The organism is Frigoribacterium sp. CF331 (assembly GCF_057787905.1).
In genome coordinates this window covers 1,308,246-1,324,571 of sequence record NZ_CM173545.1, presented here as the reverse complement: position 1 = coordinate 1,324,571, position 16,326 = coordinate 1,308,246, and the positions used below count along the sequence as shown (strand labels likewise).

At 73.8% G+C, this 16,326-nt stretch carries 15 protein-coding genes; 8 read left to right on the top strand and 7 right to left on the bottom strand.

The annotated features are described in order from the left end of the window. Positions 1-38: 38 nt before the first annotated feature. A complete protein-coding gene (locus AC3CCI_RS06190; protein WP_488628423.1) occupies positions 39-515 on the bottom strand; it encodes a nucleoside deaminase in 477 nt (158 codons plus the stop codon). A gap of 50 nt (positions 516-565) precedes the next feature. After that, entirely contained in the window at positions 566-1,459 is an 894-nt protein-coding gene (gene pucL / locus AC3CCI_RS06185) for a factor-independent urate hydroxylase (RefSeq protein ID WP_488628422.1), read from the bottom strand. A gap of 113 nt (positions 1,460-1,572) precedes the next feature. Between pucL and AC3CCI_RS06180 the strand changes: the two genes are divergently transcribed. The 5 genes from AC3CCI_RS06180 to AC3CCI_RS06160 all read left to right on the top strand — a co-directional run bounded on the left by AC3CCI_RS06180 (position 1,573) and on the right by AC3CCI_RS06160 (position 7,919). Then, entirely contained in the window at positions 1,573-2,709 is a 1,137-nt protein-coding gene (locus AC3CCI_RS06180; protein WP_488628421.1) for an acetamidase/formamidase family protein, read from the top strand. Further along, positions 2,702-4,411, top strand: a complete 1,710-nt coding sequence (locus AC3CCI_RS06175) for an AtzH-like domain-containing protein (RefSeq protein ID WP_488628420.1) — start codon at positions 2,702-2,704, stop codon at positions 4,409-4,411. Before AC3CCI_RS06180 ends, AC3CCI_RS06175 begins: the two co-directional genes overlap by 8 nt. Positions 4,412-4,498: 87 nt before the next feature. Next, entirely contained in the window at positions 4,499-5,764 is a 1,266-nt protein-coding gene (locus AC3CCI_RS06170; protein ID WP_488628419.1) for a pyridoxal-phosphate-dependent aminotransferase family protein, read from the top strand. Continuing rightward, positions 5,761-7,017, top strand: coding sequence for an allantoate amidohydrolase (locus AC3CCI_RS06165; RefSeq protein ID WP_488628418.1), 1,257 nt, complete (start codon positions 5,761-5,763; stop codon positions 7,015-7,017). Before AC3CCI_RS06170 ends, AC3CCI_RS06165 begins: the two co-directional genes overlap by 4 nt. Then, positions 7,014-7,919, top strand: coding sequence for a MurR/RpiR family transcriptional regulator (locus AC3CCI_RS06160; RefSeq protein ID WP_488628417.1), 906 nt, complete (start codon positions 7,014-7,016; stop codon positions 7,917-7,919). The genes AC3CCI_RS06165 and AC3CCI_RS06160 overlap by 4 nt, the downstream gene beginning before the upstream one ends. Positions 7,920-7,968: 49 nt before the next feature. Here the strand turns inward: AC3CCI_RS06160 and AC3CCI_RS06155 are convergent, their stop codons facing one another. The 4 genes from AC3CCI_RS06155 to AC3CCI_RS06140 all read right to left on the bottom strand — a co-directional run bounded on the left by AC3CCI_RS06155 (position 7,969) and on the right by AC3CCI_RS06140 (position 12,666). Beyond that, positions 7,969-8,688 carry an MBL fold metallo-hydrolase gene (locus AC3CCI_RS06155; protein ID WP_354594413.1) on the bottom strand — a complete coding sequence of 240 codons (720 nt, stop codon included), beginning with the start codon at positions 8,686-8,688 and terminating at the stop codon, positions 7,969-7,971. A 34-nt stretch (positions 8,689-8,722) separates the two neighbouring features. Beyond that, a complete protein-coding gene (gene allB / locus AC3CCI_RS06150; protein ID WP_488628416.1) occupies positions 8,723-10,180 on the bottom strand; it encodes an allantoinase AllB in 1,458 nt (485 codons plus the stop codon). Next, positions 10,173-10,979 (bottom strand): DUF1275 family protein, encoded by an 807-nt coding sequence (locus tag AC3CCI_RS06145; RefSeq protein WP_488628415.1) that lies wholly within the window; start codon positions 10,977-10,979, stop codon positions 10,173-10,175. Before AC3CCI_RS06145 ends, allB begins: the two co-directional genes overlap by 8 nt. A gap of 274 nt (positions 10,980-11,253) precedes the next feature. Next, entirely contained in the window at positions 11,254-12,666 is a 1,413-nt protein-coding gene (locus AC3CCI_RS06140; RefSeq protein ID WP_488628414.1) for a carboxylesterase family protein, read from the bottom strand. A 41-nt stretch (positions 12,667-12,707) separates the two neighbouring features. On the opposite strand from AC3CCI_RS06140, the gene AC3CCI_RS06135 reads away from it, so the two are divergent. From AC3CCI_RS06135 to AC3CCI_RS06125, 3 genes are all read left to right on the top strand, one after another. Further along, on the top strand, positions 12,708-12,929 hold the full coding sequence (locus AC3CCI_RS06135; RefSeq protein WP_488628413.1) for a DUF1653 domain-containing protein: 222 nt from the start codon (positions 12,708-12,710) through the stop codon (positions 12,927-12,929). A gap of 95 nt (positions 12,930-13,024) precedes the next feature. Then, a complete protein-coding gene (locus tag AC3CCI_RS06130) occupies positions 13,025-14,260 on the top strand; it encodes an AI-2E family transporter (protein WP_488628412.1) in 1,236 nt (411 codons plus the stop codon). 377 nt (positions 14,261-14,637) lie between these two features. Further along, on the top strand, positions 14,638-15,561 hold the full coding sequence (locus tag AC3CCI_RS06125) for an aggregation-promoting factor C-terminal-like domain-containing protein (RefSeq protein WP_488628411.1): 924 nt from the start codon (positions 14,638-14,640) through the stop codon (positions 15,559-15,561). 111 nt (positions 15,562-15,672) lie between these two features. Here the strand turns inward: AC3CCI_RS06125 and AC3CCI_RS06120 are convergent, their stop codons facing one another. Continuing rightward, positions 15,673-16,278: a hypothetical protein gene (locus AC3CCI_RS06120; protein WP_488628410.1), complete on the bottom strand. Its 606-nt coding sequence runs from the start codon at positions 16,276-16,278 to the stop codon at positions 15,673-15,675. Positions 16,279-16,326 lie beyond the last annotated feature (48 nt).

The window sequence follows — 16,326 nt, the reverse complement described above, 5'->3', positions numbered from 1 at the left end:
CGGCTTGGAAGTGGAGTGACCCGGGGACATCGATCGGCTCAGTAGTCGGTGCGGTGGTCGTGGTTCGCCCACGCCTCGAACGGTGCCGGTGCGTTCGGGGGACGCACCTCGTCGACGGGGAGGTCCCACGTCGACCGGTCGCGCGCGAACAACTCGTAGAACTCGAGGTCGTCGAAGCCACCGCGGGCGGCGTCGTGCCGGTCTGCCGCGTAGACGACCCGGTCGACGCGGGCCCAGAGCGAGGCCGAGAGGCACAGCGGGCACGGTTCACACGAGGTGTAGAGGGTCGTGCCGGCCAGGGAGAAGTCGCCGACGGCCTGACAGGCCGCCCGGATGGCCGTGACCTCGGCGTGTGCGGTGGGGTCGAGCTTCGCCGTGACCCGGTTCTGCCCCTCGGCCACCAGGACGTCGCCGCGGACGACGACGGCCCCGAACGGCCCGCCCCCGTTCGCGACGTTCTCGACGGCCAACTCGATGGTGCGGGCCAACCAGCGGGCGTCGTCGGCGTCGGTCACGGTGTCTCCTCGGGGTGGGGCGGGCGTGGGGTCGGTCGACTCGACGAGGCTCATGCGAGACCAGCCGAGGCGCGCCAGGCGTCGTGGGCCGGCGGGGCGTCGTCGCGGAGCACCGTCGCCTCGATCAGCCCGTAGGGTCGGTCGGCCGCCCAGAAGACCTCGCCGGGGTTCTCGAGGCCGAAGGGGGACAGGTCGTAGGCGAAGTGGTGCTTGTTCGGTGCCTTGAGGCGCACCTCGACGATCGAGGGGACGGCCTCGAGGACGGCGGTGCCCATGTGCCACAGGGTCTGTTGCAGGGCGAGCGACTGCAGGGTCGCGAACTCGCGGACCATCAGGCGCTTGACCTCGGCGTACGTGGCGTCCCAGTCGACGTCGGTCGTGCCGAACCGCCACTTCGCGTCGAGCGCCGTGGCCATGACGCGGTCGTGGGTCTCGGGCAGCGTGGTGAACTCGTCGGTCAGGAACCCCGCGAACTCGGAGCCGGTCGACTTGAGCAGCACGAGGTCCTTCAAGCCGCCCACGACGTGCTCGCCGTTGTCGTCGACCGTCACGGCGGCGGTGCGCACCTCTTGGCCCGATCGCAGCCAGGTGTGGTCGTGCTCGGCTCCGTCGACGACGGCCCGCTGCCAGTCGTACTGCTCGATCTCGATGCGGGCGCCCGTCACCGGCTCGACGTCGTGCACGAAGTGCCGGGCCAGCTCGAGCCCGAAAGTCTCGACCGCCTCGACGCCCTTCGACTTGGCGAAGGCGAACGCGGTGTTCTTCTGGGTGTCGGTGGGCAGCACGGCGCTCTGGTCGCCGTGCAGGTAGGCCGCGTCGAACGGGCCGCGGAGCGCGGTCGTGACGTTGACGTCGCGGATCTCGTGTCGTGGCCCGTCGCGGTAGAAGCGCACGAGCCGCGACTCCGCCTTGCCGTACTGGTTGTCGCCGAGGATGATCGCCATGCCGTGATGATCACACAGCCGTGTGAACGACTTGTTTCACGATCGACGATTTGTGAACAACTCGTTTCAGGAGGTCTCTCGGGGCGAGACGTCCACTCGCTACTGTGCTGGGCATGGCGATCTCCGAGACGACCCCCGCACCCCCGTCGGGCCCCGTTCCCGTGACCCCGATCCTGCAACCGCTGCCCGCGGGCGACGGCGTCCCCTACCTGCCCGCGACGCTCGCCACGACCCTCTGGGGGCGCCTGCCGTGTGCCGGTGACCAGCCCGTGCTGACGGTCGATCCGGGCACCGCCGTCGTCATCGACACCCTCAGCCACGAGGGCGTCCTCGACGACCAGGGGCGTGACCCGCGGGCCTTCTTCGCCCGACACGGGGTGCCGGCCGAGCACGTGCTCGACGACGCCGTCGCGTTGGCCGCCGCCAGCGACGAGCGCCACGGTCGAGACCCTGCCGCCGACGGCCCGCACGTCGTCACGGGGCCGATCGCCGTCCGAGGGGCCCTGCCGGGCGACGTCGTCACGATGACCCTGCTCGACGCGACGCCGAGGGTCCCGTACGGCGTCATCTCGAACCGTCACGGCCGCGGCGCCCTGGCCGGCGAGTACCCGCTCGAGGCGGGCCCGGTCAGCGTCTTCGCGGCCGTCGACCACGATCCCGACGGGTCGTTGGTCGGCACCCTGCCACTCGTGCCGGGTGGCGACCACACGGTGCGGTTCCCCCTCCACCCCTTCCTCGGCATCATGGGCGTAGCCGTGGCGGGCGACGACCGCCCGCACTCGGTGCCTCCGGGGTCGCACGGCGGCAACGTCGACATCGCCCTGCTGACCGAGGGGGCGTCGCTGCACCTGCCCGTCCAGGTGCCAGGGGCCCTCGCCTACGTCGGCGATCCGCACTTCGCGCAGGGCGACGGCGAGGTCGCGCTCACCGCGATGGAGGCCAGCCTCCGCGTCACGGTCCGCTTCGACCTCGTGCCCCGCGCCGAGGCCGTCGCGATGTTCGGCGAGATCGCCGGGCCGCTCGCCGAGACGGCCGAGCTGCTCGTGCCGACCGGTCTCGACGAAGACCTCGACGAGGCGGTGCGGGCCTGCGTCCGGGCGGCCATCGACCTGCTCGAGGCGCGACACGGCATGGACCGCAGCCTGGCCTACGCCTACCTCTCGGCCGCTACCGACTTCGACATCTCGCAGGTCGTCGACCTCGTCAAGGGCGTGCACGCCCGCATCCGCAAGGCGGACTTCGGTGGCTGAGGCCGACGGCCCCGAGGAGGCGCGGGTCGCTCCGGGCACCGTCCCCACGACGGTCGAGGGCGAGCTGCCCGACGGCCTGCTCGCCACGTTCGACGCGTACGAACGCGCGCTCGCCGCCGACGACCAGGCGGCGCTCGCCGCAGCCTTCGAGTCGACCGCCACCGTCCTGCGGGCCGACGCCGGCGGCCTGCTGGTCGGGCACGACGCGATCACGGCGTTCCGTGGCAGGCGCGGCTCGGGTCCCGTCCGGCGCGTGGTCGAGCGGCACGTCCGGGTCGTCGACGTCGACACGGCGTTGGTCGTGTCCGTCAACGCTCCCGCCGGTGGTGGACGAGGGGTCGTCACGCAGCTCTGGCGTCGCGAGCCGGGTGGCGGCCCAGGGGGTGCTCGACCGTGGCGCATCGTCTCCGCGCAGGTGCAGGCACCACCGCCGGCCGTCGACCGCCGCGTGTGGCGGGTCGTGGGCGAGCCGCTGGTCGCCGGGCGGCGAGAGGCGGGGGCGACCCTCGCCGCGCCTCCTGCGGGGTCGGGGCCCGGGGTGGCCCGGGCCGCCGGCGGCGACCGGGGCGGCGCCTCGTCCCGCGCCGTGCTCGCCGGCGAGACCGTCGCCGTGAAAGACCTCTTCGCCGTCGCGGGGCACGCGATCGGTGCCGGGGTGCCCGCCCGCCTGCGCGACGCCCCCGTCGAGCCCCGGCACGCGGCCGCGGTGCAGCACCTGGTCGACGCGGGGGCCGACCTGCGCGGCATCGCCCAGACCGACGAGTTCGCGTACAGCATCGCCGGTCGCAACTCGGCCTACGGCACCCCGCCCAACCCGGCCGTTCCCGGTGCGATCTCCGGGGGGTCCACCAGCGGGCCGGCGGCGGCCGTCGCCCTCGGGCAGGTGAGCATCGGCCTCGGCACCGACACCGGCGGGTCGATCCGCGTCCCCGCGTCGTACCAGGGGCTCTGGGGCATCCGGACGACCCACGGGGCCGTCGACCGCACCGGCTTGCTTCCCCTCGCGCCGACCTTCGACACGGTCGGCTGGCTCACCCGGGACGTCGACACCCTGCAGCGGGCGGCGACGACGTCGCTGCCCGCGGACGACCAGGTGTCGGTCGAGCCGTCGTACGTGGTCGACCCGGCCGTGCTCGCCTCGGTCGCCCCCGAGGTGCGGGCCGAGTTCGGTCGAGCACTCGACGAGGCGACCGCGGCGGGCCGCGTCGAGCGTCCCGGTCAGGTGCAGCTGGGCGACGTCGCGCAGCTCTTCGAGCTGTTCCGCGTGCTGCAGGCGCACGAGGCCTGGCGGTCCGACGGTGGGTGGATCACGACCCATCCGGGTGAGCTCGCCCCCGACGTCGCGGCCCGGTTCGCCTTCGGTGCGACGGTCTCGCCCCGACGGGCCGAGGAGGCGCGGGTGGCGCTGGGGCACGAGCGTCGCCGTCTCGAGTCCCTCCTCGCCGGTCGGGTGCTGCTGCTGCCGAGTGCGTCGTCGGCGGCACCGTCGCTCGGCGCGACCCCGGCCGAGGTCGACGTCGTCCGTTCCGCGACGCTCGGCCTCACCTGCATCGCCGGCATCCTCGGTGCTCCCGCCGTCTCGGCTCCCGTCCTCGAGGTGGCGCTCCCCTCCGGACGCCGGGCACCCGTCGGGCTCAGCCTCGTCGGGCCGAGAGGGGCCGACCTGGGGCTGCTGGGTCTCGCGGCGTCGTGGGCGACGTGACCCGCGCCTCCTCGGGCACGGGCGCCACCCGGTCGCCCGCCCGCGTCGTTCACCTGCCTGAAACACCGGTTGCGTAGGGTGGGCCAGGTGAAACGAGTCTTCCAGCCGATCGACCCGCCCGCCCGCCTGCTGATGGGCCCCGGCCCGATCAACGCCGACCCCCGGGTGCTGCGAGCGATGTCGGCCCAGCTCGTCGGGCAGTACGACCCCGCCATGACCGCCTACATGGACGAGACGCAGGCCCTCTACCGCGAGGTGTTCCAGACCTCGAACGAGCAGACGCTGCTGGTCGACGGCACCTCGCGTGCCGGCATCGAGGCCTCGCTCGTGTCGCTGATCGAACCCGGCGACAAGGTGCTCGTGCCCGTCTTCGGGCGCTTCGGCCACCTGTTGCGCGAGATCGCCGAGCGCTGTGGAGCCGAGGTCCACGTCATCGAGGTGCCGTGGGGGCAGGTCTTCACGCTCGAGACCGTCGCGCGCGCGATCGAGCAGGTGCAGCCCAAGCTGCTCGCGGTCGTGCACGGCGACACCTCGACCACCGTCGCCCAGCCTCTCGAGGGCCTCGGCGAGGTCTGCGCCCGCCACGGCGTGCTGTTCTACACCGACGTCACGGCCTCGATCGTCGGCAACGCCTTCCGCACCGACGAGCTCGGTCTCGACGCTGTCAGCGCCGGCCTGCAGAAGTGCCTCGGCGGCCCCTCGGGCTCGTCGCCGGTCACCTACAGCGAGCGTGCGGTCGAGGTCATCCGGGCCCGCACGTTGATCGAGGCGGGCATCCGCACCGACGGCGACACGACCAGCGCGCACCGCATCGCCTCGAACTACTTCGACCTCGCGATGATCTTCGACTACTGGGGGCCGCAGCGCCTCAACCACCACACCGAGGCGACGACGATGCTCTGGGGTGCCCGCGAGTGCGCCCGCGTGGTGGTCGACGAGGGCCTCGACGCCGCGGTCGCCCGGCACGAGCTGCACGGTCGGGCCATGCTGGCCGGCGTGCAGGGGCTCGGGCTCGACACCTTCGGCGACCTCGAGCACAAGATGAACAACGTGGTCGCCGTGGTGATCCCCGACGGGGTCGACGGCGACCGGGTGCGCGGCGCGATGCTCGCCGACTTCGGCATCGAGATCGGCACCTCGTTCGGCCCCCTGCACGGCAAGGTCTGGCGCATCGGCACGATGGGTTACAACGCGCGTCGCGACACCGTGCTCACGACGCTCGCCGCGCTCGAGGCCGTGTTGCGGCGCGAGGGCGCTCCGATCACCGCCGGGGGCGGCGTCGGCGCGGCGTACGACGTCTACCTCGACGTCGACCGACACGTCGACGTCGACCGCGACGGAGGCGCGGCGTGAGTTCCGAGGCCCGTCTCGTCCTCGAGCGTTGCGACGCCCTCGCGGCGGTCTCGAGCAGTGCGACCGGCATCGAGCGCGTGTACCTCTCGCCCGAGCACGCCCGGGTGAACGCGATGACCGGCGAGTGGATGCGGCAGGCCGGCATGACGACCTGGCAGGACGCCGCCGGCAACCAGCGGGGGCGCTACGAGGGCACCGAGCCGGGGCTGCCCGCCCTGCTGCTCGGCTCGCACCTCGACACGGTGCCCGACGCGGGCCGCTACGACGGCATCCTCGGCGTGCTGCTCGGCATCGCGCTGGTCGGGCGTCTCGACGCCGCGGGCACCCGCCTGCCGTTCGCGATCGAGGTGCTGGCGTTCGGTGACGAAGAAGGCACCCGGTTCGGCACCGCCCTGCTCGGCTCGCGCGCGGTAGCCGGCACCTGGCTGCCCGAGTGGTGGTCCCTGGTCGACGCCACCGGGACGACGTTGCGCGACGCCTTCCACGCCTTCGGCCTCGACCCCGACCGGGTGGCCGACGCGGCCTACGACCCCGCCGACGTCGTCGGCTACCTCGAGACGCACATCGAGCAGGGGCCGTACCTCGAAGAGGCCGACCGCGCCCTCGCCGTCGTCTCGTCGATCGCCGGCGCCCGTCGCTTCGAGCTGACGCTGACGGGCGTCGCCGGTCACGCCGGCGGCGTGCCCTTCCACCGCAGGCACGACGCCCTGGCCGGAGCGAGCGAGATCGTCCTGGCCGTCGAGCGCCTGGCCCGCGAGGCCGACTGCGTCGCGACCGTCGGTCGGCTGCAGGCCTTCCCCGGCGGGGTCAACGTCATCCCGGGGCTCGTCGAGTTCAGCCTCGACCTCCGCGGCGAGCACGACGACCGTCGCGACGAGGTCTGGGCCGGCATCCAGGCCGTCGCCGCCGAGGTCGGCGAGCGTCGCGGGCTGACCTTCGCCGTCGACGAGACCCACCGCGCCCCGGCGGTGGTGGCCTCGCCGCGCCTCCGCGGGTTCGTCCGCGACGGCGTCGCCGCCACCGGAGACACCGACCCGATGGTCCTGTTCTCGAAGGCCGGGCACGACGCCATGGCCGTCGCCGAGCTGACCGGGTGGGCCATGCTGTTCGTCCGCTGCGGCAACGGCGGCATCAGCCACCACCCCGACGAGATCGTCACCCTCGCCGACGTGGCCGTCGCGCTCGACGCCTTCGAGGCCGCGGTGCACGCGGTCGCCGCGGCACACCGGGTGACGACGCAGGACCCCGCGTGAGCGACGCGACGCCGCCGGCCGGCGACGATCTCGTCGACGGGTCCGGGGCAGGAGGCGCGGGTCCGGTCGAGGGGGCCGGCATCCGCGACCGCATCGACTCCGGGTACGGCCGGCTCTCGCCGCAGGAGCAACGCGCCGCGGACTTCATCCTCGACCACCTCGACGACCTCGCCGTCTACACGGCGACCGAGATCGCCGAGCAGAGCGGCGTCTCGAAGGCGACGGTCTCGCGGCTCTTCCGACGGCTCGGATTCAGCGACGCCCAAGAGGTGCGCGACCAGGCGCGGGCGTCTCGCAGCCGGGGGGTGCCGGTGGGGCCGACCCGCGCCTCCGGGGGTCTCGCCGAGCACGCCGAGGCCGAACGTCGCAACCTCGACGCCCTGCTCGCGGGGCTCGCCGACGGCAGGCTCGAGCGTGCGGCCGCCCTCGTCGCCGCGGCCGACCGGGTGGTCGTCGCCGGGTTCCGCAACAGCTACCCGGTCGCCCTCCACCTGCGTCAGCAGCTCGTGCAGGCTCGCGACGACGTGCGCGTGGCGCCGCAGCCCGGGCAGTCCATCGGCGAAGAGCTGGTCGGCCTGGGGGCGGGTGACGTCGTCGTGCTCGTGGGCTTCCGTCGTCGGCCGGCCGGGTTCGCCGGCGTGCTCTCGTCGCTCGCTGCCCGGGGCGTCCCGGTGGTGCTCGTGGCCGACCCGTCGGTCCGGGGTGTCGACGTGACCGTGCGGCTCGACTGCCCCGTCGAGACGCCGGCCCCGTTCGACAGCTACGCGAGCGCGATGAGCCTGGCCGCGCTGCTGGCCGGGGCCGTGCTGACCGAGACCGTCCGGGCGGGTCGCCCCGAGGGGGGCCGCAGTCGCGTGGCCGAGATCACCGAGCTCTACGCCGAGCTCAGCGAGCTCGAGTAGGTCGGGGCGCGGTCTCAGCGCTCCGGTGCCGTCCGCCCCCCCCGGGACGTCAGCGCAGCAGCGCCGGCCCGTGTCCTGGCAGCAACGTCTGCGCCCGGTGCTCGACGAGGCGGCCGTAGGTGCGGCCGGCCTCGGCCAGGTCGTCGTGGAAGATCGGGTGCAGCATCTGGACGCCGTCGAGCCGTGAGGTCGGGTGGCCGGTCACCAGGGCGTCGCCGGTGATCAGCACGTCGTCGTCGGGCAGGGAGAAGACGGTGTGCCCGGGGGTGTGGCCGACGGCCGCGGTGGGCACCACCCGGTGGCCGCTGAACGTCCGTGCCGACCCGAGGTCGAGCGGCACGACGTCGGGCACTCCCACGTCGCCCAGACCGCCGGCACGCACCGCGTGCAGCACCCATCGTGCGAAGCGTGGCTTGTACAGGTGCGGGAGCACGTCGCCGACCGTGACCTGGTGCAGTTGCTCGCGCGTCACGTTCGGCACCTCGGCCGGAGCGGCGAGGACGTCGAACTCGTGGCGTCGACGCAGGGCGGTCAGCGTGCCGATGTGGTCGCTGTGGCCGTGCGTCACGAGCACCGACGTCAGGCGGGGGAGCTCGGGGCCCGAGCCCGCGGCCACGGAGCGCAGCGACGCCTCCACCAGCTCGAGGTCGGCCGGGTACCCCGCGTCGACCAGCGTCATCGTGCCGTCGCCCGACAGGATCGTCCAGTTCGACGCGGGCCCCTCGACGAAGTGCACCCCGGGCGCGACCTCGACCGGCGCGACGGTCACGCGCCCCACCGTGCGACCCCGTCGACGGTCCCGATCACGGCGCCACCCCGGCGTCGGGACGCACGAGCAGTCGTGCCGGAGGCGCACTCGGGCCCGCCAGCCGGCCACCCACCCAGGTCGCCGCGACCTCGCCGAACAGACGGGCGTCGTCGTAGGCGGTCACGGGGTTGCGGTGCGAGAGGTCGTCGACGTCGATCGTCACCGGCGCCTCGGGGGCGAAGGCGACGAGGTCGGCGTCGGCGCCGACGGCGATGCGTCCCTTGGACGTCAGCCCGACGAGGGCCGCGGTGCCCTGCGCCATCCAGCCGACGACGGTCTCGAGGGCGATGCCCCGCTGCCGCGCCCCCGTCCAGACCGCGCGGAAGCTCAGCTCGAGACCCGAGATGCCGCCCCACGCGACGTCGAAGTCGCCGTGGGCTCCGTCGACCCCGCCGGCGAACTTGAGCTCGCGGGTCGACGGGGAGTGGTCGCTCGCGACGACGTCGATCGTGCCGTCGACCAGGGCCTGCCAGAGCAGCTCGCGGTTGGCCTCGCCACGGATCGGCGGGCAGCACTTGAACTGCGTCGCCCCGTCGCCGATGTGCTCGGCGTCGAAGGTCAGGTAGTGCGGGCAGGTCTCGACCGTCAGCCGCAGCCCTTCGGCCTTCGCGGCCCGGATCGTGTCGAGGGCGGTGGCCGACGACAGGTGCAGCACGTGCGCCCGCCCGCCGGTCGCGCGGAGGGCGTCGACCACGTGCTCGATGGCGGTGCGCTCGACCACGTCGGGACGCGAGCGGACGAACGCGTCGTACGCCGCGCCTCCCGGGGAGGCCCCGGTGGACGAACCGCCGGACGGGGCGGCGGCGGCACCCTCGGCCCCTGAGCCGGCGGTGCCGTCCAGTGCGGCCGCGGCGGCGTCGAGCCCGTCGGGGTCTTCGGCGTGCACGATCAGCAGGCCGTCGAACTCGGCCAGTTCGGCCATCGCCTCGTGCAGCTGCTCCGTCGACAGGTGGGGGAACTCGTCGACGCCCGACGGCGACAAGAACGCCTTGAAGCCGAAGACCCCGGCCTCGTGCAGTGCCCGCAGGTCGCCCGTGCCGAGGTTGGCCGGGATCGCCCCGCCCCAGAAGCCGACGTCGACGACCGACTGGGGGCCCGCCGCGGACCGCTTCTGCTCGAGGGCGTCGACCGTCGTCGTCGGCGGGATGCTGTTGAGCGGCATGTCGACGATGGTCGTCACCCCGCCGGCGGCTGCGGCGCGGGTCGCGGTGGCGAAGCCCTCCCACTCGGTGCGGCCGGGTTCGTTGACGTGCACGTGGCTGTCGACGACGCCGGGCAGCAGCACCTGGTCGTCGGGCAGCGTCACGTCGACGCCCGCCGAGACGTCGTCATCGAGGTCGCCGATCGACACGACCCGGCCGTCACGGACGGCGACGCTCGCCTCACGCCACTCGCCCTCGACCAGGGCACGTCGGGCCCGGACGACGAGGTCGTACCGTGCGGCGTCAGCCACGGGCGGACCCGTTCGCTCCGCTGGTCGCCGAGCGCGCCTCCTGGTCGCGACCCGCGGGTGCGGCGCCGGCGGCCTCGGCGGCGGCAGCCTCGGCCGCAGCCGCCTCGCGGGCCTCGACCTCGCGACGCCGCTCGCGCAGCAGGTGCCCGGTCAGCGCGACGAGCAGGGTGAGTCCACCGGCGACGCCCATGCCGACGCCGATGTGCACCTGCAGCAGCAGGGCCCCCACGCCCGCACCGGCGAGGATCAGCACCACGGCGAGCACCCGCCGGGGGAAGTTCTTGCCCGTGCCCCCGGCGAGCTTCGACTCGGACGCGAGGCCGACGATCGTCGACGTGACCACGACGGTCGTGACGTCGGCGACGGCGATCTTGCGGGCCGCCGCGGCCTGCAGACCCATGGCGGCACCGAGCAGACCGGTGATCGTGAAGGCCCACGGCGTGTTCTCTTCGGGCACGACGAAGAAGGTCGAGACGCCCAGCCCGAGCAGCACGCCGCCGGTCACGCCGAACGAGGTCGTGCTGCGGCCCGACCAGCCGGCCCGGCCGCCGCGCAGCACGCGCCCGCCGATCGCGGCCCCGAGCAGGAAGGCGGCGAGGGCGACGATCGGGCCGACGATCGGCAGCCCGTCGGCCTGGGCGACGGCCATGCCGAGGATGACCACGTTGCCGGTCATGTTGGCCGTGAACACGCGGTCGAGGCCGAGGTAGCCGACGGCGTCGATGATGCCGGTGGTGAACGTCAACGTCAGCATCATCACGAGGTGCATGCGCGCCTGGTCGCGGCGGAACTTCTTCATCACGGTCCTCTGGGGCTCGGCTCCGCGGCAGGCACGGCGGGGAGGGCGACCACGGCGACGTCGGCGTGTCTGGTCTGCCGTCGATCGTATGGTCGCGGCGCCGCCCGGCGCGAACACCGTGCCGATGGTGTGGAGAGAAGGAGGCGCGGGCCGGTTGGTGAGGGACGGTCCGACTCGGCCACCCCCCGCACCGGCGGTCGACCGTTCGCCCGGGCAGGCGGTCTCCGCCGGACGGAGGGGTCGAGCGCGGGGCCTCGGGGGTGCGGCGAGGGGATCAGGACGGGCGGCGGTCGACGACGAGGGTGTCGGCGAGCCCGGCGGTGGCGTCGGCGGCGACGGTGCCGGTGCGGGCGAAGTCGGCCCAGACCTGGCGCACCTTGCGGCCCCGGCGTTCGACGTCGTCCCAGTCGGTCGTGCCGATCAGGCGGGTGTGCCCCCAGGCCTCGCGGCCGCCGAGCAGCAGCGGCAGCTCGGTGATGTGGGCGGCGCCGAACGAGGTGCCCTCGGGCTCCCAGGTGAAGCGGAACGTCGTGACGCGGCCGCCGGCCGCCCGGTGCCGGGCGGCGAAGGCGCGGCCGGCCCGGTGGTAGACGGCCTTCGTGGTGACGTCGATCATCACGCGGCGGATCGCCCGGCCGACCAGCGGCAGGGCGAACAACCGCTGCAGCGGGGGCGAGAACTCGGCGAACACCGCCGTCTCGTCCGCGGTCGAGCCGATGAGGAGGTCGATCTCGGGGGCGACCTCGCGCCAGGCGTCGTCGGCGTCCGCCTCGGCGGGCAGCGGAGCCCGGCCGTACTGCACGCCGAAGGCCATGCCGCCGCGCAGGCCGAAGCGCTTGGCCGCCCGTTCGGCCACGGGTTGCGCCGCGAGCACCTCGTCGACCGGGGCGTCCGTGCGGGGCGTCCCCACCGCCTCCGTCATCGCCGCGATCATCCGGGTCCGCCCGCGCACGATGCCCAGCGGGGCGCTCTGCACGATGGCCCGGGCGAAGAGGCCCCTGGCGCCCTCGCTGATCATGAGGTGGGCGATCGCGTCGCCGCCCGCCGACTGGCCGAAGAGGGTGATGCGCGTGGAGTCGCCGCCGAACGCCTCGATCGTGTCGTGCACCCAGCGCACGGCTGCGAGCTGGTCGAGCAGGCCGAGGTTGGCGGGCACCGCTCCGCCGTCGCCGAAGAAGCCGAGCATGCCCAGCCGGTAGGTCACCGTGACGACGACCACGCGCTGCTCGGCGACGAGCGCGCGGGGGTCGTAGACCCGCAGGTCGCCCGCCCCCGAGACGTACGAGCCGCCGTGGACCCACACCATCACCGGGACGCGCTCGTCGGCCGCGAGGTCGGCGGGCAGCGTGATCGAGAGGCGCTGGCAGTGCTCGTCGTCGACCATGTCGGCCGCGGCGCCCTCGATCAGGGCCTCGAGCCCGGGTGCGGGCAGCTGCGGTGACGCGGGTGCCCGGTCGAAGGCGTGCAGGGGGGACGACCACGGGGCGACCGGCCGCGGCGGCTCGAAGCGGCCGGCCTCGGCGTAGGGCACGCCGAGGACCCGCACGACGTCGCCGTCGACCCGGCCGACGACTCGGCCGGACGGGGTGTCGAACTCGCGACGCGCGGAACGCTCGTCGGTGTCGACCACGGGCTCGCCCGGGGTGGTCTGGGTGCTGGCGGTCGAGGGGTGGGCGTCCTGGGTCACCCGACCCATCGTGGCCCGCGTCGCCCGTCTAGGCTCGCGGGATGACCTCCGACACCCCACCCGCCCCCGGGACGTACCGCCACTTCAAGGGCGGCCGCTACGAGGTGCTTGGCACGGCCCGCCACAGCGAGACCGACGAACCGCTCGTCCTGTACCGCGCCCTCTACGGCGAGCAGGGGCTCTGGGTGCGACCGCTCGCCGCCTGGTCCGAACGGGTCGTCCGCGACGGGTACGACGGCCCCCGGTTCGCGCCGCAGGCCTGACCCTTCGACCGGGCCCGCACCCCGACCCCGGGAGGCGCGGCGCGGGTCAGCGAAGTCACAGCCGGTTGATAGCCGCGCGGCCGGACACTCGGCTCATGAAGTTCTCACGTCGCTCCCAGCACCCCCAGGGTGCAGCCACAGACGGGGGCGCCACGGACGATGCGACCCGCACCCCCGCCCCGGCCCCGACCGCCGCCACGCCCGCAGCCGCCACCTCTGCCTCCGCCGTCGACCCGGCCCGCGCCTCCCTGCCGCCCGGCATGCTGATCGCCGGGGCCTGGGCCTGGCGGTTGCTCGCGGTGGCCGCGGCGCTCGCCGTGCTGTTCTGGCTTATCGCCACGCTCGAGGAGATCGTCGTCCCGCTGCTGATCGCGATCCTGGTGTCGGCGTTCCTCGTGCCGGTCGCCGGGTTCCTGCACCGGCACCGGTGGCCGCGCTGGCTGGCGATCGTGGCGGCGCTGCTCGCCGGGGTCGTCGTCGTGGGCGGGCTCGTGCTGCTCGCGGTGACCCAGATCCGCGCCGGCCTGCCGCAGATCGAGCGGCAGTCGGTCGCGCAGTACGACCAGCTGACCACCCTGCTGCAGGGGCCGCCCTTCCAGTTGACGAACGCCGACGTCGACGGCTACCTGAAGGACGCCCAGAACGCGCTGCAGACCGAGAGCAAGGCGATCCTCAGCGGCGTGCTCTCGATCGGGACGGCGGCCGGGCACCTGCTGGCGGGCGGACTGCTGACCCTGTTCGCCACGATCTTCCTGATGATCGACGGCCGCGGGGTGTGGGCCTGGACCGTCCGGCTCTTCCCGAAGGCGGCCCGGCCGGCCGTCGACGGCGCCGGCCAGGCGGGCTGGCACACTCTGACCTCGTTCGTCCGGGTTCAGATCGTCGTCGCCGCCGTCAACGCCGTGGGCATCGGCCTGATCGCGTTCTTCCTCGGGCTGCCGCTCGCGGTGCCGATCGCGATCCTGGTGTTCCTGGCGTCGTTCATCCCGGTGGTCGGGGCCATCGTCACCGGAGCCCTCGCCGTCGTCGTCGCGCTCGTCTTCGCCGGGCCGCTGCAGGCCGTGATCATGCTGGCCGGCGTGCTCGTCGTCCACCTGCTCGAGGCCCACGTGCTGCAGCCGCTGGTGATGGGTTCGGCCGTGCGCGTCCACCCGCTCGCGGTGGTCTTCGCCGTCGCCGGTGGTTCGTACGTCGCCGGCATCCCCGGGGCGCTGTTCGCGGTGCCGACGGTGGCCGTGCTGAACGTGATGGTGAAGTACGTCGCGACCGGTGCGTGGCGGCGCAGCCGGGTCGCCGACGACGTCGCCGCGGGGGCGACGGGGACGGCGTGATCGCGGGCTGCTGACCGGCACGACCCGCGCCTCCTTCGCTCGGATGAGGGAGGCGCGGACCGATGTCATCCGCTGGGCTGATGCGCCGGACTGCGTGGTTCGACAGTGGATTGTGTGCTCCTACTCAGGAAGTCTCTGCATACTCGTCACTTCGCCCGGGCGCGTGCGCCCCTTCCGACCGAGTCCCGCTCGGCCGGACAGCAGCGGCGGACGAGTCGGGGTCCCACGGCCCCGCGAGACCGACACCGACCTGTCACGGCCCCCTCGCCCCCGTTGCGTGGAACCCGGCCGCCCCGCGTGCTCCGAGCGCCCGGTGCGGTGCGGCCGTGTGCGCCCCGCCCGACCGGAGGCGCGGGTCGGCCGAGCACGAGGACCACATGACACCCCAGAACACCCCTGCCTCCGACGGGGACGCGTCGACCGCGACCCCGACCCCCGTCGAGGCACCCGCCACGCGTCGTTCGCTGGCCGCCGGCCGCCGCCGTGCCGCCCGCCGCCGCCTGTCGCTGATCGGGGGCGTCGCCGCCGTCGCCCTCGTCGCGGGCACCGGCTTCGCCGTCACCTCGATGACGGCGGCCGGCGCCGACAGCACCATCTCGGCCGAGCAGCACGCCGCCGACGTGAAGCAGCAGGAGGCCGACATCGCGACCTCGCTGGCCCAGGCGAAGGCCAAGTCGACCATCCAGATCGCGAACCAGGTCGTGGCCTCGACCTCGAGCCGGACCGACGCGAGCGACCTGCGGACCCAGGTCGCGTCGCTCGCCGACTACGACAAGCTCGACGCGTCGACCCTGAACGCCCGCGTGGAGAAGACCGCCCTCTCGGCCCAGACCGTGCAGGCCGCCGCCGCCGAGGCCGATCGTCAGGCCGCTGCTGCCGCCGCCGCGGCCGCCGCTGCCGCCCAGGCGGCCGCAGACGCCCAGGCCGCCGCCGAGGCGCAGGCCGCCGCCGAGGCCGCCGCTGCCGCCGAGGCCGCCCGCGCCGCCTCCGACAACTCGGTCGCCGGTGCCAAGGCGACCGCCCAGTCGCTCGCGTCGTCGCAGTACGGCTGGGGCAGCGACCAGTTCTCGTGCCTCGTGTCGCTCTGGACGAAGGAGTCCGGCTGGAACTACAAGGCCTACAACCCCAGCGGGGCCACGGGCATCCCGCAGGCGCTGCCCGGCAGCAAGATGGCCTCGGCCGGCAGCGACTGGGCGACGAGCGCCAAGACGCAGATCACCTGGGGCCTCGGCTACATCAAGTCGGTCTACGGCAGCCCGTGCGGCGCCTGGTCGCACTCGCAGTCCGTCAACTGGTACTGATCGGGCGCCCCGACCCACCCACGAGTCGGCGGCCCGGCCCGGTGACCCTCGGTCGCCGGGCCGGCCTGCGTTCCGACCGCCCGTCAGAACCCGAGTCGGAGGCGCGCATCGTCACCTCCCGCTTCGTGCGGAGGGCTCCAGGGCTGAGTCGATGACGACGACCCCTTCGCCGTACAGCGCATCTGCACCTTCCTGCATCACGCCATCGTCGAAGACGACGGTGACGAGCGCTGAACCACCGGCCTCTTCGATGCCGAGGATGTCGGTGTCCGCCTGGCTCTCGCGTCGATAGTGCTCGACGGCCGCGGTCACGGCTGGTGTGGCTGCTGCACCATCGTCCTCGATGTCGGCGACGCCAGGGGATACGAGCTCCGCAGGTCTCGGCAAGGCCGTGAGGGTGAAGGCCGTTCCGTCCCACGTGCCGGTCACCTCGTACGTTCCCCAGATCGAGCCGGACGCCCTGTGCGCGTCCAGGAGGTTCGACCAATCCCAGCCGAGAACGGTCGGCCCGGAGCAGAGCGGCGGGAAGGACTCCAGGACGAGGCCGAGACACATCACGGGGGATGACCCGTCCTCGTGCCCGAGAACCGTCGCGCTGGCGGTCAGCTCCTGGGTTGTTTCGTCGTGGGTCGGATCGTGCCCTCCGGGACTCGAGGCGCAGCCGGTGACCGCGAGCACGCCCAGGCTCACCGCGCCGACCACGAGCAGCTTCTTCATTCGTCGTCTCTTTCGTCGTGTGACAGCGGTCGGCGGGAAGGCAACCGG

Coding starts and splice junctions, on each gene's coding strand:
- pucL (WP_488628422.1), bottom strand. CDS start 1,459: ATGGCGATCATCCTCGGCGACAACCAGTACGGCAAGGCGGAGTCGCGG.
- AC3CCI_RS06180 (WP_488628421.1), top strand. CDS start 1,573: ATGGCGATCTCCGAGACGACCCCCGCACCCCCGTCGGGCCCCGTTCCC.
- AC3CCI_RS06145 (WP_488628415.1), bottom strand. CDS start 10,979: ATGAAGAAGTTCCGCCGCGACCAGGCGCGCATGCACCTCGTGATGATG.
- AC3CCI_RS06135 (WP_488628413.1), top strand. CDS start 12,708: ATGACCTCCGACACCCCACCCGCCCCCGGGACGTACCGCCACTTCAAG.
- AC3CCI_RS06130 (WP_488628412.1), top strand. CDS start 13,025: ATGAAGTTCTCACGTCGCTCCCAGCACCCCCAGGGTGCAGCCACAGAC.
- AC3CCI_RS06125 (WP_488628411.1), top strand. CDS start 14,638: ATGACACCCCAGAACACCCCTGCCTCCGACGGGGACGCGTCGACCGCG.
- AC3CCI_RS06120 (WP_488628410.1), bottom strand. CDS start 16,278: ATGAAGAAGCTGCTCGTGGTCGGCGCGGTGAGCCTGGGCGTGCTCGCG.